This is a genomic window from Dactylosporangium sp. NPDC000244, from assembly GCF_040300725.1.
GTDB lineage: Bacteria > Actinomycetota > Actinomycetes > Mycobacteriales > Micromonosporaceae > Dactylosporangium.
Genome location: NZ_JBEPEH010000010.1, coordinates 241,311 through 264,674, shown reverse-complemented (window position 1 = coordinate 264,674; position 23,364 = coordinate 241,311). Strand labels below are relative to the sequence as shown.

Sequence of the window (23,364 nt, the reverse complement as noted above, 5' to 3'; positions counted from 1 at the left end):
TCGGCATTACTCGATGGACGCGCGCGGAGCGCGATCTGTCAACCGCTACGGGTCACCGGCACCGGCCGCTAGAGCGAGCGGACGTCCCACATCCACAGGCCGCCGGTGTTGGTGCCCGGGCCGTAGAGGGCGGTGAGCGTGGTGCGCACCGCGGTCCACTGCGCGCCCTCCGGGGCCAGGATCAGCGACGTGTGCCAGTACCGCAGATCCTCCCGCGCCTGCGCCCGGTCGGCGTCGGTGACCGGCGGCGCCGTCTGCTGGTACATCGCCTGCGTGAAGAGCCGGTCGGTCGGGCGCAGCACCGGCCCGACGAAGGCGTGGTGGCCGGTGACGCCGTCGGCGGGGCCCAGGAAGTACCCGTGCGAGACCTTCATGTTCGTGTTGGTCGATCCGGTCCAGAAGATCGCCGTCGGGAAGTCCCACTGCGGCAGCGGCACGATGAGCACCGTCTGATCCGCGCCGACGTACTGCTTCCACGTCCCCGCCGCCACGAACTGCGGGATCGCGGGCCGCGTCACGACCTTGATCGGCATCGGCGCGGCCGGCACCAGCGCCGCCGCGAGCGCCGTGACCAGGAACAGCCGCCGCGTGCGCACCGGCAGCCCGCGCAGGTCGATCAGCCGCTGCACGCCGATCGCGAGGATCGGCACGACCGCCCAGTTCGTGACCTCGCCGAGCCGGGTCGGCAGCAGCGTGTCGAACAGCGGCATGTGCTGCAGCACCCAGAACGGGCCGGGCACGCCGGTGTCGCGGCCCTGGAACTGCAGCGGGGTGCCCCAGGCCAGCATCTGGAAGGCGAGGCCGGTGATCGCCAGGCAGCGCACCAGCACGTCGTGCCACTGCCAGATGACCAGTGCGACCAGCAGCAGCACCAGGGCCCAGCCGAGGTAGCCGTGCTCCTCCGCGCCCAGCGGCGGCGGGGGCTCGCCGAAGCGGCGCAGGCGCTCGGCCACGCTGTTGCTGCCGTACGACGTCATGCCGAGCACGTCCATGCGGAACGTGGTCATGTACTTCTCGCCACCGTTGTACGCGCCCGGGCCGAAGAACTGGAACCACAGCGGGTAGGCGAGCACCACGATGGAGGCGCCCAGGGTCACGCCGAGCCCGGCCGCGAGCGGCCGGAGCGCGGCCCGCACCCGGTCGCGGCGCTGCACCGCGTAGAGGATCAGCACCGCCCCGATCGCGAGCGCGGCCAGGAACAGCGTCTCCTCGTTGATGAAGACCTGGTAGACGACGAGCGCGGCCAGGATCAGCCCGTTGCGCACGGGGCGGCCCTCGAGCAGCTTCAGGGAACGCCAGGCCAGCAGCGGTACCAGGAACTGCGCGACGAGGTTCACGTGGTAGGACGCGTGCGAGGTCACCGCGGGCGCGAACCCGCCGACGAGCCCGCCGACCCAGGCGGCGGTCCGGCCGGCGACCAGGTGCCGGGACAGCACCCAGTACCACGCGGCCGCGGTCCCGGCGATGCCGAGCACGATCAGGATGTCGAACGTGACCTGCGGCCCGAACAGCAGCGTGATCGGCGAGAGGGGCAGCCCGAGGCCGAGGACGCTCGTGTTGGCCATGCCGTTGACGCCGAGGGGCGCGTTGTACTGCACGATGTGGAACGGGTTCTCGCCGTGCGAGACCACCCGGGCCGACCAGGCCAGGAAGTATTCGGCCTGGGCCCGGTCGCCGGGGCTGATCGGCATCCGCCGGCCGTAGTGGGCCAGGATCGGCGCGACCACGAACAGCGCGCCCAGCAGGTAGCTGCCGAGCGCGAGCAGGTCGGCCCGGCGGCTGGACGTCCGCGTGGTGGTGATGGCGGCGATGCTGTCCGATTCCTCGCTGGTCTCCTGCGGCACTCTGCCGCGCTGTCGCACGAGCCTGCCGGTGGCAGGTGCGGTCGTGTCGTCTGTGTCGTCAGAGCCGGCCGTACCCGTCAACATCGCGTGACAATATCAGCGGGGCGGATCCGGGAACCCGGACCCGCCCCGCGTCGTTCGCCGCCGCCGAACGGCCGCTACCTACCGGCCGCGCTCGGTGTAGGTGATCGTCGGCATGGGCACCGGCTGGGCCCCGAACGTGTCGGTCGGGGCCGGCAGCGGGATCGGGTTGCCGTTGATGTCGGTCGGCACCGGCACCGGGTTGATCGTGTCGGTCGGCACCGGGCCCGGGTTCAGCGTGTCGGTCGGCATCGGCACGGGCAGCGTGTCCGTCGGCTGCGGCACCGGGTTGCCGAACGTGTCCGTCGGCATCGGCACCGGCGTCGGGCTCATGGTGTCGGTCGGCATCGGGACCGGGTTGCCGAACGTGTCGGTCGGCGCCGGCATCGGCGCGGTGGCGCAGGTGTCCGCCGGCGCCGGCACCGGGGCCGTTACTGTGCCGGTCGGCAGTGGGTTCACTGTGTCGGTCGGCGCCGGCACGACGTCCCCGCCGAAGGTCGGCGTCACGCCCGGCATGGTGGTCGGGTCCGGGATCGGGTCCTGCGTCGGCAGCGTCGACGGAGTCTCCTCCACCGCGCCCGCGGGACCGCTCGGCGTGTCGAAGACGCCCGGCGGAATGATCACCGAGGCGCCCGGCGCGGGCAGGCTCGGCGGCATGACGATCGTGCCGCCCGGGTTCGGCATCCCGGGGTTGCCGAACGTGTCGGTCGGGCACGGCGTCGCCGTGGCGGTGGGCGCGCCCGGGTAGGCCGTCGTCCATGCGCTGAGCGCGGGGTCCGGCGCCATGGTCCCGGCCGCGCGCACCCCGCCGGGCACGGTCTGCGCGTCGGCTCCGGTCTGGTGGACAACGCCGGCGGTCAGCACGGCGAGGAAGCTGGCGGCCCCGACCGCGACCGGCAGTCGCCGTTTGCTCTTGCTGGCAGGCATTGGGTGAAACCCCCGTTGGTCTCGGTAGCAGTCACCCTATGTATACCCGTCGCTACTCCTTGTAGTCAGAAAACGAGGATCTTTGCGCCGCTCGTCGCGCGTGCTGCTCGACGCCACGCGGTTGCGGCCGTGCACCTTGGCGTCGTACAGGGCCCGGTCGGCCGCGGCCAGCAGTGCCTCGGCGGTAGGCGCCGGCAGGTCGGCGGTGGTGGCGAGGCCGATGCTGAGCGTGGGCAGCCCGTCGGGCAGGTCCGAGCTGCTCGCCACGTGCGCGCGCACCTGCGCCGCCACGGCCCGGGCGCGCTCCTCGCCGCCGGTGACCACGACCGCGAACTCGTCGCCGCCGAGCCGGGCGGGGCAGTCGCCGGGCCCGGCCGCCGCGCGCAGGGCCGTGCCCACGCGGGTGAGGACGGCGTCGCCGGTGCCGTGCCCCCAGGTGTCGTTGATCGTCTTGAAGTGGTCGACGTCGATGATGAGCAGGGCGCGCTCGGCCCCGGCGTGCAGCGCCCGGCCCAGGTCCAGGTCGAACGCGCGCCGGTTGGGCAGCCCGGTCAGCGGGTCGGTGAGCGCCTGCTCCTCGAGCCGGGTGACCAGCGCCTCGGACCGGGCCTGCAGCTTCGACACGACGATCGTGGACACGGCGTAGGCGGTGACGAGCGCGGCGATGTCGGTGACGGCGGTCACGTCGGACTTGATCCAGAAGGTCACCGCGGCGTCGGTCAGGCTGGCCGCGACGAGCAGGACGTACATGATGTCGCGGCGGACGAAGGTCGCGGCGTACAGCAGGGGCCACAGGAAGTACAGGTGCGCGCTGACGCTCACGTCCCGCGTGACGAGGTTCAGGACGCCGATCAGCAGGACCGCCAGGAACGGCACGATCACCCAGAACGGCTCCGGCACCCGCTGCGGGGCCAGCCGGCACAGCGCGCCCGCGGCCACCATGGCCCCGGCCACGGCCTCGGTGGTCAGCACGCCGAGCGTCGAGCCGCCCGCGAACCCCGGCACGAGCAGCGCGCAGGCGCCGACGACCGAGCCGCCGGCCATGAGGAAGTACGCCACCGCCCGCGTCGCCGCCACCCGGTCGCGCGCGTGGATCAGGGGCCGGACCGCCGCGCGCCACACCGAATGCCGATCGGCGGCGAGGGTGCGAAGCTGAGCGTTCGCCCACTATCGGACACCAGGTGTAGCGAGGGCCGACTATGCTGCGCGGGGTCTTCAGTAGTGCCGAGGAGCTTTCATGTCTGACCCCTACGCGCCCCAGCCGAACTACGACCCCTATGGCCAGCAGCAGCAGCCCTCCTACGGCCAGGGATACGGCCAGGGCTACGGCCAGCAGCCCCCGGCGTACGACCAGGGGTACGGGCAGCAGCCGCCCTCCTACCAGCAGCCCCCCGCGTACCAGCAGCCCCCGTCCTACGACCAGGGCTATGGCTACAACCAGCCGCCGCCGCTCTACACGCCCCCGCCCAAGAAGAAGGGCAACGGCCTGCTGATCGGCGTGGGCATCGCCGCGATCGTGGTCGTCCTGTGCGGCGGCGTCGGCGCGATCGCCTACGTCAACCTGTCCAAGGACGACGAGGCGAAGACCCCGACGGCCTCCTCGACGACCGGGAGCGCGAAGCCGCAGGCGTCGCCCGGTGCGACCCGGACCACGAGCGCCCCGAAGACCCCGAAGGTCACGCTCACCGACCCGGCCACCATCGGCAACTGGAAGAAGCAGTCCAACCAGGACCAGGCCAAGACGATGAGCCAGCAGATGACGGATGCCGGCGTGCAGAACCCGTTCGCCGCGCAGTACCAGAACACCCAGAAGACCTCGCAGGTCGTCGTGGCCTGGGGCGGCACCGGCTCGGGGTTCAGCATCGGCGGCCCGGACAAGCAGCTGAAGGACTTCTTCGACGGCGCCTTCAAGTCCCTCGGCGGCACCGGCAGCGACTCGACACCGTTCGACCCGGGCAAGCTCGGCGGCAAGGCCGAGTGTCAGAAGACGGACGCGACCGGGGTGACGCTGTCGATCTGCGCCTGGGTCGGCACCGACGCGCTGCTGGCCTTCATGTTCAACCCCATGGAGCCCTCGGCCGCGGCCATCCAGGCGAAGCTCATGCTCCAGTCGATGGCCGTCGCCGGCTAGGTCTTGACGTTGAGCGCCGCCTCCGCGATCCGCAGCCCCTCCTCGGGGCCGATCCCGGAGGCGGCGACGACGGCCGCGAACTGCTCGGCCGCCCGCCGCACCCGCTCCAGCGCCGCCTGCCCGGCCGCGGTCACGTAGGAGCCGGCCCGGCCGCGGGTCTCGATCAGCCCGGCGTCCTCCAGCTCGCGGTACGCGCGGGCGACGGTGTTCACGGCGAGCCCCAGTTCGGCCGCGAGGCTGCGGATCGTCGGCAGCCGGGTGCCCACGGCGAGCGACCGGTCCCGGATGCGGGCCGCGACCTGTAGCCGCAGCTGCTCGAAGGGCGGCACCGCCGACCCCGCGTCGATGACGAACATCACGCCAGTATCACGCCAATATCCCGGCCAGCACGACCTCCGTGAGCCGCGTCGCCGCCTCGGGCACCGCGCCGACCCCCGCGATCCCCATGAGCCCGGCCCGCACGTCGCGCACCGTCAGCCCGTCGCGCACCACGCCGGCCCGGACCGCCCGCGCGACGAGCGCGTCGAGCTGCGCGGCATGGTCGGCCCGCTGTGCGGGAAAACGCCGCAGCAGTACTTCCCCCAGCCCGCCGGCCGCGACGCGCCGCCCCGCGAACCCCCGCACCACCAGCTCCAGCCCCGCCCGGGGATCGGCCTGCCCCACCGCCGCCCGCAGGTCCCGCTCGCACCCGGCGACGAGCTCGTCCAGCACCGCGTCGACGAGCTCCCCGCGGCTGGGGAAGTGCCGGTAGACGGTCGCGACCCCGACGCCCGCGGTCCGCGCCACCGCCCGGGTCGGCACGTCCAGCCCGCCGGCCCCGAACGCCGCCCGCGCCCCGGCCACGATCCGGTCGCGGTTCTCCAGCGCGTCCGCGCGCCGTTTCCGAGTCACTTGCGAGTCCAAGGCACTCACTTCCGGCCGGTGCGGCGGGGACGTGCCTACCGTAGCCCGCATGCTCGCCGTACAGTTCGCGCAGTTCGGACCGCCCGAGGTCCTCCAGCTCGCCGAGGCCCCCGACCCGCACCCCGGCCCGGGGGAGGTGCGCATCCGGGTCCGCGCCGCGGGCGTCTCACCCGTCGACGTCGCGCTGCGGGCCGGCACGTCCCCGTCCGCGGCCCGGCTGCCGCGCCCGCACATCCCCGGCGTCGACGCGGCCGGCGTGATCGACGAGCTCGGCCCCGGCGTCACCGGCTGGGCGCCCGGCGACGAGGTCTTCGGCATCGTGCCGCTCGCGACCCTGGGCGGGGCCACGGCCCAGCTCGCCGTCCTGCGCCACTGGGCCCGCCGGCCCCCGCACCTGCCGTGGGCCGAGGCGGGCGCGGCGGCGACGAGCCTGGAGACGGCCACGCGCGCCCTCGACCGGCTCGCGCTCGAGCCCGGAATGCGCCTGCTCGTCACCGGCGCGGCGGGCGGGGTGGGGAGCATCGCCGTCCAGCTCGCGGTGTTGCGGGGCGTCCGGGTGTACGGCACCGGCAGCAGCGACGCCGCCGACTTCGTGGCCGCCCTGGGCGCCGAGCCCCTGGGCCGGGAGATCGCCGGCCGGTTCGACCGTGCCCTGGACACGGCCGGGGGCGGGCTGCTGCCGGCGCTGATCGAGGCCACCGGGGACGCGGCCCGCGTGCTGAGCATCGCCGACTTCACCGCGCCCGGGCTCGGCGCCGCCCTGTCCATGGGCGAGCCGGCGGGGGAGCCCGGCGGCCACCACGGCCTGGCGGAGGCGGCCCGGATTCGGGTGCCGCTGCAGGCCACGTACCCGATGTCCGACGCGCCCGCGGCGCACCGCGCCTTCGAGACCACCTCCCGCCGCGGCAAGCTCGCCTACGAGATCGGCACCTAGTGCAGCTCGAGGGCCGAGGCGAGCAGGCTCCGGGTGTACTCGTGGGCCGGCTCCTCGTACACCTGCTCGGCCGGGCCCTGCTCGACGATCCGCCCGCGGTACATGACGGCGACGCGATCGGCGAGCTGGCGGACCACGCCGAGGTCGTGGGAGATGAACAGCATCGTCAGGCCCAGTTCGGCGCGCAGGTCCGCGAGCAGCGCGAGAATCTGGGCCTGCACCGACACGTCCAGCGCGGACACCGCCTCGTCGCACACCAGCAGCCGAGGCCGCAACGCCAGCGCCCGGGCGATCGCCACGCGCTGGCACTGGCCGCCGGACAGCTCCGCCGGGCGGCGGGTGGCGAGGGCGGGGTCGACGCCCACCTGTTCCAGGCGCTTCGCGACGTCGGCCGCCACCGATGCGGGCCGGGCGCGCAGGCCGTCGGCGACGATGTCACCGACGCGCATCCGCGGGTTGAGGGACGAGCGGGGGTCCTGGAACACCATCTGGACGTCGCGGCGCAGGCCGCGGGGCCAGCCGCGGGTGACGTTCGTGCTGTCGAAGACGATCCGGCCGCGGCGCGCGCGTTCGAGGCCGACGATCGTGCGGGCCAGGGTGGACTTGCCGGAGCCGGACTCGCCGACGAGCCCGACGGTCTCGCCGGCGGCGACGGTGAGGTCGACGCCGGCCACCGCCTGGATCTCGGGGCGGCGCAGCCCGCGACCGCCGGGCGCCCGGAACGTGGTCCAGACCTGTTCGACCGACAGCAGGGTCATGACGCCTCCTCGGCGAAGTGACAGGCGGCGAGCCGGCCCGGCGCGACCTCCCGCAGCGCCGGCGCCTCGGTGCGGCAGCGGTCCGCGGCGAGGGGGCAGCGCGGGTGGAAGCGGCACCCCGGCGGCAGGGCGGCCAGGTTCGGCGGGTTGCCCGGGATCGGCGCCACCGCGGCGGTGCGGGTGTGCACCGCCGGCACCGAGCGGACCAGCGCCGCGGTGTACGGGTGCCGGGGCGCGTCGAGCAGGTCCCGGGTGGCGCCGCGTTCGACGATCCGGCCGGCGTACATCACGGCCACGTGCTGGGTCGCGTGCGCCATGACCCGCAGGTCGTGGCTGATCAGCAGGACCGACACGCCGTCCTCGGCCTGGATCTTCGCCAGCAGCCCGAGGATGCGGGCCTGCACCGACACGTCCAGCGCGGTCGTCGGCTCGTCGGCCAGGATCAGGCGCGGCCGCCCGGCGAGCGCCATCGCGATCACGGCCCGCTGGCGCAGCCCGCCCGACAGCTGATGCGGATACGCGCGGGCCCGCTGGGCCGGGTCCGGCACGCCGACCCGGTCGAGCAGCTCCACCGCGAGCCGGCCGGCGGCCGCCCGGGACAGGCCCTCGCGGCGGCGGGCCACCTCGCTGACCTGCCGGCCGACCGGCTGCACCGGGTTGAGCGCCGACAGCGGGTCCTGGAAGACCATCGCGATGTCGCTGCCGCGCAGCGCCCGGCGCCGCGGCTCGGGCAGGCCGACCAGGTCGGTGCCGGCGAACTCGATGGCGCCGGAGGTCACGGACAGGCCGTGCGGCAGCAGACCCAGGACGGCGGTGGCGGTCATGGTCTTGCCGCTGCCGGACTCCCCGACGACGCCGAGCGTCTGCCCGGCGGGCACCTCGAAGCCGACCCCGTCGAGGATCCGCAGCGGTTCGGCGCCGGGCCGCTCGGCCTGGACGACGAGGTCGCGCACGGTGAGCAGGGCCTCCATCAGTACCCGCCGATCCGGGGCCAGCCGACCTCGACGCCGGCGCGCACGAGGGAGGCGCGGAAGTCCTGGAACCGGCGCGGGTCGGCGCGCACCTGCCGGGGCGACAGCCGGTGCTCCAGGCAGTACGCGGCGAGCGAGCCGGCGACCTCGCCGACGTTCCACTCGGTCGGGTGCATGCGGTAGCAGCCGTTGGTGATGTGGGTGGTGCCGATGTTCTTCGCCGCCGGCAGCAGGTTGTCGACCCGCACCGGCAGCAGCGCGCCGAGCGGCAGGTGATACGGGGTCGCGCCGATGTCGATGTACGTCTCCAGCCCGGTCGAGGGGTGCAGGTCGATGCGGTAGGCGCCGACGCCGACGCTGTCCGGATACACCACCGAGCCGCGCTCGCCGCGGACCTCGAGCGACAGATCCTGCTCGACGACCGTGTACTCGGCCTCGATCCGGCGCGACTCGCGGATGTACGGCGCCTTGGCGAAGCCGTCGCCGGTGCCCATGACGTCGCCCCGCAGCCGCAGGCCCGGCCACCCGGTGCCGCCGTCGGGCCGCGGCGCCTCGGTCTGCAGCCAGAAGAGCATGCTGAGGCTCAGCTGCCGGGACGAGGCGAGGTGCTTGGCCTTCTCCTCCTCGCTGACGCCGATCAGCGGCCCGAGGAAGTAGTCGATCATCGGCCAGTTGACCAGGGTGACGTCGCTGCCGGCGAGCCCGTCGGTGAACATGCGCCGCGAGACGATCCGGCGGAAGACCCACAGCTCGCTGTCGCCGGCGCTGCGGCTCTGGTCGGCCACGATGTCGCCGTCCGGACCGGCGTTCGGCACGAACGAGCGCGCGTACGGCTGCAGCGTGCGCGGATCCGGCGCGGTGAGCGACACCAGCGGGCCGCCCCAGAACTCCGGGCTGAACGAGCGCCAGAAGTGGTACTCGGCGGGCTTGTCGATGGTGTGGTCCTCGCCGGCTCGGTGGTCCAGGGCGAAGCACCAGCTGAAGGCCTGCATGTTGTCCGGCTGCGCCTCGGCCGGGGCGTGCGGCTCGCCGGTCCGCTCGCGCGACTCGAAGCCGGTGACGTGCTCGGTGCCGGTCAGCGGCAGCAGGTCGCCGAGCTCGGTGGCGTCGATGACGTACGGCGCCGCGAGCTCGATCCGGTTGCCGTCGGCGTCCTCGACGACCACGGCCCGCACCCGGTCCCCGGCGACGTCGGCGGCGACGGGGCGGTGCCGGAAGAGCACCCGCAACCGGCCGGCGGCGGTCCACGGGGCGAGCATGGCCTCGATGACCGCCGCGGCGACCCGCGGTTCGTGGCACAGCGGGCTGACGGTGCCCTCGCCCGGGTTGAGGTGCGGCGCGGCGCGGCCGCGCTCGCTCAGCGGGTACCAGCGCCGGTAGTGCTCGCGAATGGCCTCGCGCAGGGCGCGGTAGGAGGCGGTGCAGCCGAACTGCTCGATCCACGGGTGCTCGTCGGGCGGCACGGCCTGGGCGGTGAGCTGCCCGCCCAGCCAGTCGGTCTCCTCGGTGACCAGCACCGTGCGGCCGCGGCGCAGGGCGGCCAGCGCGGCGGCCACCCCGCCGAGTCCGCCGCCGACGACGAGGACGTCCACGCTCATGACCCCTCCTGGAAGTACGGTGCGTCGCCGCTTTCGATCAGGGGGATCAGGCTGAGCAGGGCCCCCCAGGAATGGAACGGTTCGCTGTTGGCCTTGTCGCAGCCCTCGCCGCTGGCGGCGGAGTAGTTCTCGTGCACGTGCCGGGCCTCGCGCCATTCCCGCATCGCCACGTCCGCGCTGCGCTCGGCGAGCCAGCGCCGCTCCTCGGCCAGGCCCGCGCGCCGCAGGCCCAGGTAGACGAGGAAGTTCATCGGCGGCCAGACCCGGCCCTTCCAGTAGTAGCTGTGGGAGGCCGACTCGGCGTCGATGCGCGGCGTGGACGGGATGGCCCACCGGCCGCCGAAGTACCGCTCGTCGCGCAGGTACCGCCCGACGGTTCGGGCGGCCCGTCCGCCGGCGCCGATCCCGGCGAGCAGCGGGTAGAAGCTCATCGGGGAGATGTCGCGCGTGTACGCGCCGGTGTCGGTGCGCCGGCTGCGGTAGGAGCCCGTGTCCTCCTGCCACAGCGTCCGCTCGACGCCGGCCGCCACCGCGGCGCCGCGCTCGCGCAGTTCGTCGCGTTCGGCGGCGCGGCCGAGGATCGCGGCGATGTCCGCCAGGGCCTCGCAGTCCATCGCGTACTCGCTGTTGAGGCCGATGTCGTGGGCGCGCAGCAGGCCGGCCTGCGGGTCGTACGGGATGTCGGCGAAGATCGGATGGTCGTCGCAGCCGCTCTCGCAGGTGGCCCCGAAGTGCTGGTTGATCCGCGGAACGTCCTGCGGCGACGGCCACTGCGGCTCGAACGCGGTCGAGCCCAGGCAGAGCAGGTCGCCGTCCCGGCGTACCCGCCACCACCAGCGGTTCCAGCTGAGCAGGCCGGGGAAGACCTCCTCGAGGAACCAGCGTTCGCCGAAGCGGCGGTACAGCTGCAGGGCCACCATCGCGCCGACCGGCGGCTGCGAGCCGTCGTACGTGCGCCGGCCGGTGCCCTGCTCGACGTTGGGCACGAACCCGTCCGGGGTGAGCGCGCGGGTCATCTCCACCGCGTTGGCATAGGCGAGATCGGCGCTGAACAGCCCGGCGAGCAGCGCGTTGAAGTAGTTGTCCCAGCAGAACAGCGCGTACCCGCCGCGCTTGCCGACGTTCCACAGCCGGCTCACGGTGGTCACCACGCGCCGGCCCGCCGGTTCGTACACGGTGTTCCAGGCGATCGCGTCGCGGATCAGGTCCCGGTGCTCCGCGTCGGTGCCGGCCGGCGCGGGCCGCAGCCGTTCGCGGCCGGCGGCGACGGCCGCCTCGATCCCGGCGAGGTCCCGGGCGGTGCCGGTGCTCACCCCGACCGGCCCGTCCAGGCGCACCGCGAGGTACGGCCCGGTCAGGTCGGCGTACGGGTCGTCGACCGGCGCGGCGGTCGTGTGCACGGCCAGCGGCTCGTCCCGGCCGGGCAGCGACGCCTCGAGGACCTCCCCGGCGCGGCGGACCGAGCCGGGGAGATTCCACAGTGGACCGGCCGACACCGTCAGCGTCGCCGGCTGGGCCTGGTTCGCCCGCGGGGTCACCAGGATCACCAGGTCCGCTCCGGCGTGCGCGGTCTCCACGTCCAGCTCGATGCCGCGCCAGCGCACGGTGAGCGCGGTGTAGGAGCCGTCGACGGCGTGCGGGCCGAGCGTCACCTCCTCGGCGTCCTCGTCACGGCGGCCGATCTGCACCTGGTGCAGGGCATTGCCGCGGTAGTACTCCTTGATGCCCAGCGCGACCGCGAGCCCTTCGGGCAGGAGCACCTGGGTGAGCAGGCTGCGGGTGTCGAAGGTGTTCCAGCCGCGGGCCAGGCGGGCTTGGACCTCGTCGTAGGCGGTCACTTGGCGCTGACCGTCGCCGCGGAGAAGTCCGGGTAGCCGCTGGCGTCGCGGGTGAACCCGTCCAGCCGCTTGTTCCACACGTACGCGATCTGGACCGTCATCGGGTACATGCCCACGGCGTCGTCCCAGATGATCTTGCTCGCGGCGGCGTAGTCGGCCGCGCGGGCGTTCTCGTCGGTGGTGGTGCCGGCCGCGGCGAGCTGCTTGTCCAGCTCGGCGTTGCAGTAGCCGGTGCGCTTGGCCGCGCACGGGTAGAGCCGGCCGAGGTTGGCCGAGGCGTCGAACCCCGCGGTGCCCAGCTGCTGGAAGTTGACGTCCCAGTCCATGGCCAGCAGGTCCTTGATGAACACCGCCTGCTCCTTCTCCTGCAGGTCGACCTTCACCCCGATCTTCGCCAGGTCCGACACGACCGCCTGGTTGAAGGCACGGAACTCGGCGTTGGCGAACTGCAGCCGCAGCGGCTTGCCGAAGTCGAAGCCGGCCGCGCTCAGCTCGGCCTTGGCGGCCGCCGGGTCGTACGTCTTGGGCTGCTGCGGGCTGTAGCCGAACACCGTCGGCGCGACCGGGGCCACCGCGAGCGCGCCGGTCTCCGGGTACAGGCTGGCGATGATGGTCTTGAAGTCGACGGCCTTCCACAGCGCGTTGCGGACCGCCGGGGAGGCCAGCGCCGGGATGGAGGAGTTGAACCACATCGTGAACACCTGGTGGCTCGGCACCGACTCGTGCTTGAGGCCGGCGTCGGCCTTGAGGGTCTTGAGCTGGTCGTCGGGCACGCCCCAGATGAGGTCGACCTCGCCGGTGCGCAGCGCCGTCAGCCGGGCGGAGAGGTCCGGGATGGTGCGCACGGTCACGGTCTCGATCTTCGGCTTGCCGCCCCAGTACTTGTCGTTGGCGGTGAGCACGAGGCGCTCTCCGGGGGTGAACGACTTGACCACGTACGGCCCGGAGCCGACCGGCTTCTTGAAGAAGTCCGCGCCGATGGTCTTGGGCAGGACGAAGAAGATCGCGAGCTTGCTGGGCAGGGCCGCGTCGGGCTTGGCCGCGGTGATGACCACGGTGTCCTTGTCCGGGGCCGCGATCTTGGCGCCGGTGAAGTTGCTCTTGTTGGGGCTGTCCCCGGCGAGCAGCCGCTGGAACGACGCGACCACGTCCTCGGACGTCAGCGGGGTGCCGTCGGAGAACTGCAGCCCGCTGCGCAGGTTGAAGGTCCAGGCCGTGGCGGTGGCGTCCGGGGTCCACTTGGTGGCCAGGTCGGCGACGATCTTGCCCTTGGCGTCGGGGCGGGTGAGCCGGCCGTAGATGGACTGGCCGGTGAACTCCTTGCCGGCCGAGCCGCCCGCCGCGGAGTGCGGGTCGAGGGAGTCGACCGGGTAGGTGCCGCTGACCACGATCGAGTCCGGCTTCGCGCTGTCGCCGCCACCGCTGGTCGTGCTGCAGGCGGCGAGGGCCGAGAGGGCCAGGACGGCGGCCAGGGCGGCAGTCAGGGCGGGTCTCATCAGGGCTTTCGGGTTGGCGTGCATATCTGACTCCTGTCGGCGGGGGTTTACGACGTACGGGAGCGGCTGTTGCGCCCGAGCCGCGCGGACAGCTGGTCGCCCAGCAGGCCGACGCTGACCACGAGCAGGAACAGCGCGAATCCGGGGAATGCGGAGATCCACCAGGCGGTGGCGAGGTACTCCTTGCCGTTGGCGACGGTCTGCCCCCACGACGGGGTGCTCGGCGGCAGCCCGATGCCCAGGAAGCTCAGGCCGGCCTCGGCGAGCACGACGAGCGCGAACTCCAGCGTCGCCATCACCACGATCGGCGGCAGGACGAACGGCAGCACGTGCCGCACCAGGATGACCAGGCGGGGCACGCCCATGAGGCGGGCCGCGCTGACCCATTCCCGTTCCTTGATGCTGAGCGTGACGTTGCGGGCCACCCGGGCGAACGGCGTCCAGGCGGTGATGGACAGCGACAGGACGACCGTGGGCAGGCCGCGGGCGAACAGGCCGGCGACCACGATCGCGAGCAGCACGCCGGGGAAGGTGAGCAGCACGTCGATCACGCGGGACATCACCACGTCGGACCAGCCGCCGGCGAGCCCCGCGAGGGCGCCGACCGTCATGCCGACCAGCGCGGAGAGGGTCACCGCGACGGTGGCGATGAGCAGCGACGTGCGGGCGCCGTACACGATCTGGGCGGCGACGTCGCGGCCGAGCCCGTCGGTGCCGAGCCAGGCCGTGCCGTTCGCGGTGGCCGAGCCCGGCGCTCGCAGCCGGTCGCCCACCGGTGTGGCGACGTGGTCGTAGCCGAGCAGCAGCGGGCCGAGCACGGCCACGAGCACGTAGCCGGAGACGATCCCGAGCGGGATCCACAGGGCGGTACGGCGTGGCCGGCCGCGCCGCAGCCGGACCAGGCCGATGGCTTCACTCATGGCGCCACTCATGCGTTCCCCAACCGGATACGTGGATCGAGGCGGGCGTTGAGCAGGTCGGCGACCAGGTTCAGCAGCACGATGACCCCGGCGATGGTCAGCGCCGCGGCCTGCACCACCGCGTAGTCGCGGCCGGCGACCGCGGAGACGATCAGCGAGCCGAGGCCGGGCCAGGCGAACACGTTCTCCACCACCACCGCGCCACCGATGAGCGCGCCGAACTGCAGGGTGACCACGGTCAGCACCGGGATCAGCGAGTTGCGCAGCGCGTGGCCGAGCAGCACCTGCCGGTCGGTGAGCCCCTTGGCGCGGGCGGTGCCGGCGTAGGGCTCCTCGAGCTCCTCCACGACGCTGCTGCGGGTCAGCCGGGCCACGATGGCGGTGAACGGCAGCGACAGGGTCACGGCCGGCAGCACCATGTGCGCCGGGGTGCCGACGCCGGAGCTGGGCAGCAGCCGCAGCACCAGCGAGAAGGTCAGGATCAGCATGATGCCGACCCAGAACGTCGGGAACGCCTGCAGGCCGATGGTCAGCGTGGAGGTGATGCGGTCCAGCGCCCCGCCGCGGCGGTAGCCGGCGAGCAGGCCCAGGGCCAGCCCGGCGCACACCGCGATCACCGCGGCGGTGGCGGCCAGTTCGATGCTCGCCGGCAGCCGGTTGAGCACCGCCTCCATGGCCGGCATGTCCAGCCGGTACGACTCGCCGAAGTCCAGCCGGACGACGTCGAGCAGGTAGGTCAGGTACTGCTCGGGCAGCGACCGGTCCAGGCCGAGCCGGGCGGTCAGCTCGGCCACCGCTTCCGGATCGGCGTCCGGGCCGAGCAGTACCACCGCCGGGCCGCCGGGGGCCAGCCGGATCACCACGAAGATGAGGCTCGCGGCACCCCACATGACGACCAGCGCGCTGGCGAGGCGCCGTATCACCATCATGGCCATCGCCGGGTCACCTCCCTGTGTCGAGCTTGTCGATGAGCATGCGCACGGCGGCACGGCCGAGCGCCTCGCCGCCGTGGCGGCGGCCGGGGATGCAGGCGGCGGGCCGCTCGGCGCCGGCGGCGGCCAGCACGCGCGGCGGGCCGAGGAACACGAACGGGAACCGGTCGGCGATCAGCCGTGCCAGCTCGCGCCGGTCCGCGTCCGCGCCGAGCAGCAGGCCGCCGTCGGCCAGGCCGAGGCGGGTGACACTGGTGCCGGGGAACAGCACCAGGTCGTGGCCCGTCGCGGCGGCCTCCGCCTCGATCCCGGCCAGCACGGCGCCGAAGGGGCCGAGGCCGCCCGGCCCGAGCGGGGCGAACGTGGCCACGCCGAGCAGCCGGTTGCTTCCCCCGGCCAGGCTGCGGGCCACCGGGTCGGCGCGGTAGTCCAGGTCCCGGGCGGCGCGCAGCACCCGCTCCCGCAGCCGCGGGCCGATCGCGACGTCCCGCCCGGACAGCACCAGCGACACCGTCGTCTGGGACACGCCGAGCCGCCGGGCGATGTCGACCTGCCGGACCCGGCCCCTCATCGCGACCACGCCGCTCAGCCCTGCCGCACGAAGCGCACGGCGTCGGCGATGACGACACCGTCGGCGGCGTCGGACAGCTCGACGGAACCGTCGATGCCGCCGTGGAAGCGGAACACGCCCAGCGACGTCCACTCCCCGCCGCGCGGGTCCGGCGCCCCGGCGAGCTTCTGGTTGACCGGCGCCGTGGTGTCGCCGTCGGCGTGGTGCACCACGTACGGGGCGTTGGTGGCCCGGTTCGACGCGGCGGTGTACGACACCCGCACCTCGTAGCGGTCCTCGGCCGGCAGGGCCGGGCGCCAGCGCACCACGGCACCGCCGGTGCCGGCCGCGTGCGAGGCGTAGTTGCTGCCGTAGTACCCGGCGACGCCGGTGCCGGCCGACCAGGTGCCGGCGACCACCGTGTAGCCCTGCTCGCCGTTGTCGACGGTGACGCTCTCGCGCACGTCGGCCGGGGCCGGCGCCTCGATCACGCTCAGCTCGTCGAGCGAGATGAGCGTGCCGCCGCCCCGGCCGGGACCGGCGAGGGCGAAGCGCACCCGGTGCCGGCCCGGACTGAGCCGCATCCGGTCCAGGCGCACCACGTCGTAGCCGTCGCTGCTCTCCGCCGTCGTGTCCAGCGCGGAGACCCGCGGAGCCCGCCCGTCGACGGTGACGGCGACGGTGCCGCCCGCGACCGGCCGGTAGTAGCGCAGCCACAGCTCGAAGTCCCCGCCGCGCGGCACCTCGATCGGGTATTCGATGGAGTCCCCGGCCGCGGCCGGCGTGTACAGGGCGCGGGCGCCGCCGCGGGCGGTGGGCTCGCGCACCACGGCGACGGTGCCGCCGCGGAGGGTCGCGTGCGGGGCGGTGCGGCCCAGGTCGTAGGTGTGCTCGGTGAGCCGCGGGCCGCCGGCGAGGCTGTCGCGGCCCTGGGTGAGCCACGGCAGGTTGAACCGGGCCACGGCGACGCGGCGGGGGAAGCTGGCGATGTCGCCGTCGCAGCCGTAGACCAGCACGATGGTGCCGTCGCGGAGCCGGGCGAGGTCGGAGTAGTACGAACGATTGGGGTTGACGATGCGGCTGTACCGGTAACTGACGCCCTCGTCGTAGCTGACCGACACGGTCATGTTCCACCGCATCGGCGCGTCGGGCCGGCTGAACAGCATCCGGTCGACGTCGCGGCTGCGCGGGCCGCCGGTGTAGCGCACCACGCTCGCGTCGACGGCGTTGAACACCCCGGTCGCGCCGTCGAGCTTCGGCGCCGACCAGGTCAGGCCGCGGTCCTCGCTGACGGCGGTGATGCGCTGCCGGTTGCCGCCCGAGGCCGCCCGGCCGTTGATGACGACCGCGCCGTCGCGCCGCTGCACGACGCGGGCCTCGTTGATCGGATAGCCGGTGGAGACGGGGATCTCGCCGGTGGCCTTCCAGGTGCGCCCGTGGTCGTCGCTGTAGATGCCGGCCACGCCGTAGAAGCGCTGCTCGACGGTGTTGCCGACGATCACGCGGCGGTGCGCCACGTTGAGCAGCAGCCGGCCGTTGTCCAGCTGGATGCCGTGGCCGGGTCCGGGGCTGTGCAGCGCCCACGTGTAGGGGAACGTGTCGAAGAGACCGGCGAGGTGGCGGGGCTCGCCCCACGTCCGGCCGCCGTCGCGGCTGGAGACCACGTACATCTCGGCGCTGTCGCCGGAGCAGGTGGTGTTCTCCGGCAGCCGCAGCGACAGGTTGTAGAACAGGAAGACCTCGCCGGTGACGCGGTCGGCGAGCAGGGCCGGGTTGCCCCAGGACTGCCCGTCGGCGGACGCGACGACGGTCTGGGTCGGGCCCCAGGTGTCGCCGCCGTCGGTGCTGCGGCGCATCAGCAGGTCGCGGGGGCCGGCGTCGCAGACCTCGTGCCGGCCCTCGGTCGCCACCAGGATCGTGTCGTTCGGCAGCACCACGAGGCCGTGCACGTGGTAGTTCTCCAGCGGGTCCACCGTGGAGTCCCACAGCGTGGTCTCGTCGAAGAAGGGTTCGTCGGGGCGGTGGCGCCCGCCCTGCGGTGCGGCGAACGCGCCGGTCCCGCCGATGACGGTGGCGGCGGTGGCGGCCAGCCCGAGCGTGAACGTCCGTCGGCCGATCGTGGTCATGCGGGTGCTCCCATCAGGCGGTGGGGTCGAGAAGGTGCGGGCGCAGCGGGAGGACCGCGTCGGCGAGGGCGCGGGTCTCCTGGGGGGTGCAGGGGGTCAGCGGCGGTGCGACGTACGGCGGGCACAACGCCCAGCGGTGCAGCAGCGCCTTGACCGCCGGGACGCCGGGGCGGACCTGGTGCAGACGGGTGAGGCTGGTGGTCAGCTCCTGCAACCGGTCCAGTTCGGCGAGGTCGCCGGCCTCGTGGGCGGCGACCATGCCCACGGCCAGGCCGGGGGCGAGGTTGGCGGTGCCGGGCACGATGCCGCCGGCGCCGGCCCGCAGCGCCGCCGCGAGGCCGCGCTCGTCGCCCTGGCTGACGGTGAAGCCGGGCCGGCGCCGGGCCGCGGCGACGAGGTACCGCAGCAGCGCCGGGTCGCCGGAGGAGTCCTTGACCCCGACGACGTGCGGCAGCGTGACGAGGCCGTCGATGCTGGCCTCGGTGAGCGGGGTGGCGTACCGCGGGGCGTTGTAGGCCACGACCGGCAGCCCGTGATCGGCGAGGGCCGCGTAGTGGGCGACGACCTCGTCCGTGCGGTGGCGGAAGTACGTCGGCGGGCTGAGCACCAGCGCGTCGGCGCCGCGGCCGTTGACGTCCTCGGCGCGCCGGCGAACCTCGTCGGTGCCGGCGGCGGTGACGTTGACCAGCACGACGGCGTCGTCGACCAGGTCGCGCCAGCGCTCGGCGACGCCGGCGACGAAGCCGGGAACCCGGTCGGCGCGCACCAGCGGCCCCTCGCCGTTGCTGCCGAGCAGCATCAGCCGGCGTACTCCGGCGCCGGCCATCGCACGCAGCAGGGGCGCGGCGGCCTCCGCGGAGGGCTCGCCGGGGCGTGCCATCGGCGTGACCAGTGGCACCACCAGGCCACCGAGCAGGTGCTTCACGAACCCTCCAGCCGTTAACACCGCCGTAACGCGGTGTCCTCACACCTTCGGTGCAGGAGCGGATGGAGATCAACGCCGGTTCGCTACACGATCATGAACCGCCACTTAACAATCGACAGGCGTGCCCGCCAGGGCCGCGAACTGCCGCATCTGGGGGCTGCGGTCGTCGGCCCGCCACAGCAGCACCCGGTCCACCGGCGGCAGGTCCGGCACCGCGATCGTGGTCACCCGGTCGTCCAGGCCGTACGCCCGGAATGCCCCGACGGTCAGGTGGACGGCGCGCCCGGTGGCCACGAGCCGGACGGTGTCGTGCAGGCTGCGAGAGGTGACGGCCCGCCGCAGGGCACGCCCGCCCGGCGTGGTGGCGGGCACGATCGCGCGCAGCAGTGCCGGGTGGATGGCCTCGCCGGTGTGCGTCAGCGGCCAGTCCGGCACCTGCTCGATGCTGATCTCGCCGGCGGTGACCAGCGGATGGTCGGCCGCGACGGCCAGCACGTGGGGCTGGCTGTCCAGGATGGCCCCGACCACGAGGCCGGCCGGGGCCTCCACCGGCCGCCAGCTGACCAGCATGTCGATGTCACCCTGCGTGAGCGGCCCGTAGGGGTCCTTCAGCGGCACCTCGATGAGGCTGACGGCGCACTCCGGGTGCTCGTCCTCGAAGCGCCCGGCGACGGCGGCGAACGTGCCGCCGGCGGTCATGCTGTGATAGCCGATCCGCAGCTCCCCGCGCAGCGCGGCGGCCTGCTGGCGGGCGTTGGCGATCGCGGCCAAAAGCTGCGCGTGCGCCGGCTCGAGCTGCTCGCGCAGCTGCCGGCCGAGCGGGGTGAGCGTGACCCGGCGGCTGGTGCGCTCGAGCAGCTGCCCGCCGATGCGCCGCTCCAGAGTGCGGATCGTCTGACTGACGTGGGAGGTGGTCACGCGCAGCCGCTGCGCGGCCCGCCCGAAGTGCAACTCCGCGGCGACCGCGAGGAACGCCTCGATCTCGCGCATCTCCACCAGCGCCAAGGTACCGCCTGGCCCGGCCGTCCACGCTGGTGACCGGGCCTGGCGTGCGTCCTAGGAGATCTTGCGGCGGAACGTGACCATGGCGAAGGCGTACGCGACGACGAGGATGCCGACGCACCAGGCGAGCGCCAGCCAGATGCCGGTGCCGACCGGCCGCTGCGTGAACAGGTCGCGGATCGCGTTGACGATCAGCGTCACCGGCTGGTGCTCGGCGAAGGCGCGCACCGGGCCGGGCATGGTGGCGGTCGGCACGAAGGCCGAGCTGATGAACGGCAGGAAGATGAGCGGGTAGGAGAACGCGCTCGCGCCGTCCACGGACTTCGCGGTGAGGCCGGGGATGACGGCGATCCACGTCAGGGCGAGGGTGAACAGGAGCAGGATGCCGGCGACGGCCAGCCAGGCCGCCAATCCCGCCGAGGAGCGGAAGCCCATGAGCAGGGCGACGAGCAGGACGGCCACGACCGAGATGAGGTTGGCCACCAGCGAGGTCAGCACGTGCGCCCACAGCACCGACGAGCGGGCGATCGGCATGGACTGGAACCGCTCGAAGATGCCGCTCTTCATGTCGAGGAAGAGCCGGAACGCGGTGTACGAGATGCCCGAGGCGACCGTGATGAGCAGGATGCCGGGCAACAGATAGTCCACATAGGACTTCGAGCCGGAGTTGATCGCGCCGCCGAACACGTAGACGAACAGCAGCATGAACGCGATCGGCATGATCGCGGTGGTGATGATGGTGTCCAGGCTGCGCGTGATGTGGCGCAGGGAGCGTCTGGTGAGCACGGCGGTGTCGCCGAAGAAGTGGCTGGTCATCGGGGTTCCCTACCTGTCCGTGCCGGCGCCGACGACGGCGAGGAAGACGTCTTCGAGGGTGGGCTGCTTTTCGACGTACTCGACCTTGGCCGGTGGGAGGAGCCGCTTGAGCTCGTCGAGGGTGCCGTTGACGATGATGCGGCCCTCGTGGAGGATCGCGATCCGGTCGGCGAGCTGTTCGGCCTCCTCGAGGTACTGGGTGGTGAGCAGCACCGTCGTGCCCCGGCCGGCGAGCTCCTTGACCGACTGCCACACCTCGATGCGGCCCTGCGGGTCGAGCCCGGTCGTCGGCTCGTCGAGGAAGATGACCGGCGGATTCCCGACCAGGCTCATCGCGATGTCGAGGCGGCGCCGCATGCCGCCCGAGTAGGTCGACACCTTCCGCGCGGCCGCGTCGGTCAGCGAGAACCGCGCGAGCAGGTCGTCGGCGATCCGGCCCGGCTTCTTGAGGTGCCGCAGCTGGGCGACGAGGACGAGGTTCTCGCGGCCGGTGAGGATCTCGTCGACGGCGGCGAACTGCCCGGTGAGGCTGATGGACTCGCGCACGTCCGCCGGCTGCCTGCCGACGTCGAACCCGTTGACGCGGGCGGTGCCGGCGTCGGCCTTGAGCAGCGTGGACAGGATCTTCACGACCGTGGTCTTCCCTGCCCCGTTCGAGCCGAGCAGGGCGAAGATGCCGCCCTTGGCCACCTCGAAGTCCACACCGTGCAGCACCTGCACGGTGCCGTACGCCTTCTGCAGGCCTTGCACCTGAATCATGTCGTGCCTTCCCTTCGGGGGTTGGTGACGCGGCGGACGAAGACGTTGCCGTAGTTGGCGTGCAGGTGGAGCTCGACCGTGCGGTCGCTCCCGGCGGCCTCCGGGTCGGGGGTGAGCTCGTTGCGGACCCGGCCATTGGCCGAGCTGGCGTCGATCCAGGCCGCGACGCCGGTCGGGACGCCGACGTCGATGTCGGCGTATCCGTTGTCGAGCCGGATCGTGCCGCCGCCGACCTCCCGGATGCGGATGGGTCCATGGGCGCTGCGCGCGGTCACGTCGCCGAGGGCCCGGTCGATGGTGAGCGGCCCGGACGAGGCGACCTCCACGTTGCCGGCGGTGGTACCCAGCTCGATACCTCCGTGCGAGGCGCGCAGCCGGGCATCGCCGCGCACCTCGGCGATGCGCACCGCGCCGTGGCCGATGGTGACGTCGAGCCGGCCGGTCACCTCGGCGATGGCGCTGGTGCCGTACGGCGCTTCGAGGACGAGATCGGCGACGGTGTCCGCGGTGAGGCCGCCGTACTTCACCACGACTCGGGCGTCCCCGAGCACGCCACGGGTCAGCACCGAGCCGTACGTGTTCTCGACGGTGACCCGCGACCCGGTCGGGACCTCGCAGCGGACGTCGACCGAGTCGCCCTTGGTGAACAGGTTGAGCCGGCGCGGGACCTTGACCCGCACCCGGCCGTTGTCGAACGTGACCGTGGCGTCGCGGGCGAGCGACTCGTCGCCGCCGCGCCCGGCTCTGCTCGGCACGATCTCGACGACGGCGTCGGGCCGGTCCGAGGCGACGATGTCGACGAACGCGACACCGGCGGTGACGTCCAGGTCGATCGGACCGGACACGTCGTAACTGGGCATGGTTGGCCTCCACATGGGCATGCCGGATCGGTCCCGCCATGCGACGGGACTGCGCAACTGTTTGTGTGGCTAGCTCTTGTTTGCTGGAGTTAGCGGGCCCAGCCGGTGAAGCGCTCGCCGTTGCTGGTCTTGCGCGTTGTGGCGGGCCGGGCGGCGGGTTCCAGGGCGGCGGCGATCGCGCGGACGAACCACGAGTTCACCGACACCCCCTCCTCGGCCGCGGCCTGCTCGACCCGGGCCTTGAGCCGGTCCGGCAGCCGCAGCGTGGTCCGGGAGGTCACCGTGTCGTCGTGCGGCTCGGCCGGCGCCGCGACCTCGGGCGCGTCCGTCTCCGCCGTTGCGGGACGAGTCACCACCAGGTGCGGATCACGCCCCCGCAGCATGACGTCGACCGACCCGGGCGCGATCTGCTGCGTGATCTCGCCGGCCACGTCGCTCAGGACTCCCAGCAGCATCAGGCGCACCGCGGCGTCGAGGGCGGCGTTGAGCTGCTCGGCAACGGCCCGGGCCGCCTCGTCACCGTGCTCGGCGGTCGCGGCCAGCTGCGTCTGGAGTTCGGAGACGTACCGGTCGAGATCCATGACACCAAGCTAGCATCCGCGTGGTGTCAGTACAAGCCACAGTGACACCATGCGACACCACTAGGCTCCACGGGTGGTGTCACTACGGCACTGGCGGTGGTTCGCCGTGCTCCTGACCCGCCGGGTTGGACCGCATCGAGGCGTTGCTCGCCGCCCGTCGACTGGTGGGATGTCGAGGGTGGCTGGCCGGGGAACCACACCGGCCCGATGCCCGACGTGCCGGAGATGGTGCGTGCTCTCTGGCACGCCGACTTCAGCCGGCGCTTGGACGCGGTCTACTTCCTCGAGACGGCTGGTTTCGCACTGAAGCCGCGGATAACGCCCTCGTGGCGAAACATCAAGGATTTCCCGAGTGGGTTCCGTCACCTGTATGGGATTGGGTTGAGCAGCACGCACCTTATTCGATATGCGT

Annotated in this window: 22 protein-coding genes; 2 read left to right on the top strand and 20 right to left on the bottom strand. The window is 73.2% G+C overall.

The window, feature by feature from the left end; genetic code table 11:
* Positions 1 to 68: 68 nt before the first annotated feature.
* The 3 genes from ABT369_RS16810 to ABT369_RS16800 form a co-directional block, all read right to left on the bottom strand.
* Positions 69 to 1,844, bottom strand: a complete 1,776-nt coding sequence (locus ABT369_RS16810) for a DUF6311 domain-containing protein (RefSeq protein WP_350612802.1) — start codon at positions 1,842 to 1,844, stop codon at positions 69 to 71.
* Positions 1,845 to 2,006: 162 nt separating this feature from the next.
* Positions 2,007 to 2,852, bottom strand: a complete 846-nt coding sequence (locus ABT369_RS16805; RefSeq protein WP_350612800.1) for a hypothetical protein — start codon at positions 2,850 to 2,852, stop codon at positions 2,007 to 2,009.
* Positions 2,853 to 2,888: 36 nt separating this feature from the next.
* Positions 2,889 to 3,974, bottom strand: coding sequence for a GGDEF domain-containing protein (locus ABT369_RS16800; protein WP_350612799.1), 1,086 nt, complete (start codon positions 3,972 to 3,974; stop codon positions 2,889 to 2,891).
* Between the two features lie 115 nt (positions 3,975 to 4,089).
* On the opposite strand from ABT369_RS16800, the gene ABT369_RS16795 reads away from it, so the two are divergent.
* The gene (locus ABT369_RS16795; RefSeq protein WP_350612798.1) at positions 4,090 to 4,983 is read left to right on the top strand and encodes a hypothetical protein; all 894 of its coding nucleotides are present in this window, start codon (positions 4,090 to 4,092) and stop codon (positions 4,981 to 4,983) included.
* Here ABT369_RS16795 and ABT369_RS16790 read toward each other — a convergent pair.
* Positions 4,980 to 5,339, bottom strand: a complete 360-nt coding sequence (locus ABT369_RS16790; RefSeq protein ID WP_350612796.1) for a GntR family transcriptional regulator — start codon at positions 5,337 to 5,339, stop codon at positions 4,980 to 4,982. The two genes, ABT369_RS16795 and ABT369_RS16790, sit on opposite strands and share 4 nt — an antisense overlap.
* A 10-nt stretch (positions 5,340 to 5,349) precedes the next feature.
* Positions 5,350 to 5,874: a TetR/AcrR family transcriptional regulator gene (locus tag ABT369_RS16785; protein ID WP_350612794.1), complete on the bottom strand. Its 525-nt coding sequence runs from the start codon at positions 5,872 to 5,874 to the stop codon at positions 5,350 to 5,352.
* A 61-nt stretch (positions 5,875 to 5,935) separates the two neighbouring features.
* Here ABT369_RS16785 and ABT369_RS16780 point away from each other — a divergent pair, with 61 nt between their 5' ends.
* Positions 5,936 to 6,820, top strand: a complete 885-nt coding sequence (locus ABT369_RS16780; protein ID WP_350612793.1) for an NADP-dependent oxidoreductase — start codon at positions 5,936 to 5,938, stop codon at positions 6,818 to 6,820.
* Here the strand turns inward: ABT369_RS16780 and ABT369_RS16775 are convergent.
* The 15 genes from ABT369_RS16775 to ABT369_RS16705 form a co-directional block, all read right to left on the bottom strand.
* On the bottom strand, positions 6,817 to 7,578 hold the full coding sequence (locus ABT369_RS16775) for an ATP-binding cassette domain-containing protein (RefSeq protein ID WP_350612791.1): 762 nt from the start codon (positions 7,576 to 7,578) through the stop codon (positions 6,817 to 6,819). The genes ABT369_RS16780 and ABT369_RS16775 overlap by 4 nt on opposite strands.
* Entirely contained in the window at positions 7,575 to 8,549 is a 975-nt protein-coding gene (locus ABT369_RS16770) for an ABC transporter ATP-binding protein (RefSeq protein ID WP_350612790.1), read from the bottom strand. Before ABT369_RS16770 ends, ABT369_RS16775 begins: the two co-directional genes overlap by 4 nt.
* A complete protein-coding gene (locus tag ABT369_RS16765) occupies positions 8,549 to 10,147 on the bottom strand; it encodes an FAD-dependent oxidoreductase (RefSeq protein ID WP_350612788.1) in 1,599 nt (532 codons plus the stop codon). Before ABT369_RS16765 ends, ABT369_RS16770 begins: the two co-directional genes overlap by 1 nt.
* Entirely contained in the window at positions 10,144 to 11,985 is a 1,842-nt protein-coding gene (locus ABT369_RS16760) for an MGH1-like glycoside hydrolase domain-containing protein (protein ID WP_350612786.1), read from the bottom strand. The genes ABT369_RS16765 and ABT369_RS16760 overlap by 4 nt, the downstream gene beginning before the upstream one ends.
* Entirely contained in the window at positions 11,982 to 13,481 is a 1,500-nt protein-coding gene (locus ABT369_RS16755; protein WP_350612784.1) for an ABC transporter substrate-binding protein, read from the bottom strand. The genes ABT369_RS16760 and ABT369_RS16755 overlap by 4 nt, the downstream gene beginning before the upstream one ends.
* A 47-nt stretch (positions 13,482 to 13,528) precedes the next feature.
* Positions 13,529 to 14,401, bottom strand: coding sequence for an ABC transporter permease (locus tag ABT369_RS16750; RefSeq protein WP_350612783.1), 873 nt, complete (start codon positions 14,399 to 14,401; stop codon positions 13,529 to 13,531).
* An 8-nt stretch (positions 14,402 to 14,409) separates the two neighbouring features.
* Entirely contained in the window at positions 14,410 to 15,336 is a 927-nt protein-coding gene (locus tag ABT369_RS16745; protein ID WP_350612781.1) for an ABC transporter permease, read from the bottom strand.
* Positions 15,337 to 15,343: 7 nt separating this feature from the next.
* The gene (locus ABT369_RS16740; RefSeq protein ID WP_350612842.1) at positions 15,344 to 15,904 is read right to left on the bottom strand and encodes a LacI family DNA-binding transcriptional regulator; all 561 of its coding nucleotides are present in this window, start codon (positions 15,902 to 15,904) and stop codon (positions 15,344 to 15,346) included.
* 14 nt (positions 15,905 to 15,918) lie between these two features.
* The gene (locus ABT369_RS16735) at positions 15,919 to 18,009 is read right to left on the bottom strand and encodes a golvesin C-terminal-like domain-containing protein (RefSeq protein ID WP_350612779.1); all 2,091 of its coding nucleotides are present in this window, start codon (positions 18,007 to 18,009) and stop codon (positions 15,919 to 15,921) included.
* Positions 18,010 to 18,022: 13 nt separating this feature from the next.
* Positions 18,023 to 18,934 carry a dihydrodipicolinate synthase family protein gene (locus ABT369_RS16730; RefSeq protein ID WP_350612777.1) on the bottom strand — a complete coding sequence of 304 codons (912 nt, stop codon included), beginning with the start codon at positions 18,932 to 18,934 and terminating at the stop codon, positions 18,023 to 18,025.
* A gap of 105 nt (positions 18,935 to 19,039) precedes the next feature.
* A complete protein-coding gene (locus ABT369_RS16725) occupies positions 19,040 to 19,924 on the bottom strand; it encodes a LysR family transcriptional regulator (RefSeq protein ID WP_350612841.1) in 885 nt (294 codons plus the stop codon).
* Between the two features lie 66 nt (positions 19,925 to 19,990).
* Positions 19,991 to 20,752, bottom strand: a complete 762-nt coding sequence (locus tag ABT369_RS16720; RefSeq protein ID WP_350612775.1) for an ABC transporter permease — start codon at positions 20,750 to 20,752, stop codon at positions 19,991 to 19,993.
* Positions 20,753 to 20,761: 9 nt separating this feature from the next.
* On the bottom strand, positions 20,762 to 21,511 hold the full coding sequence (locus tag ABT369_RS16715; RefSeq protein WP_350612773.1) for an ABC transporter ATP-binding protein: 750 nt from the start codon (positions 21,509 to 21,511) through the stop codon (positions 20,762 to 20,764).
* A complete protein-coding gene (locus ABT369_RS16710; RefSeq protein WP_350612772.1) occupies positions 21,508 to 22,371 on the bottom strand; it encodes a DUF4097 family beta strand repeat-containing protein in 864 nt (287 codons plus the stop codon). The genes ABT369_RS16715 and ABT369_RS16710 overlap by 4 nt, the downstream gene beginning before the upstream one ends.
* An 89-nt stretch (positions 22,372 to 22,460) precedes the next feature.
* The gene (locus tag ABT369_RS16705; protein WP_350612771.1) at positions 22,461 to 22,952 is read right to left on the bottom strand and encodes a toxin-antitoxin system HicB family antitoxin; all 492 of its coding nucleotides are present in this window, start codon (positions 22,950 to 22,952) and stop codon (positions 22,461 to 22,463) included.
* Positions 22,953 to 23,364 lie beyond the last annotated feature (412 nt).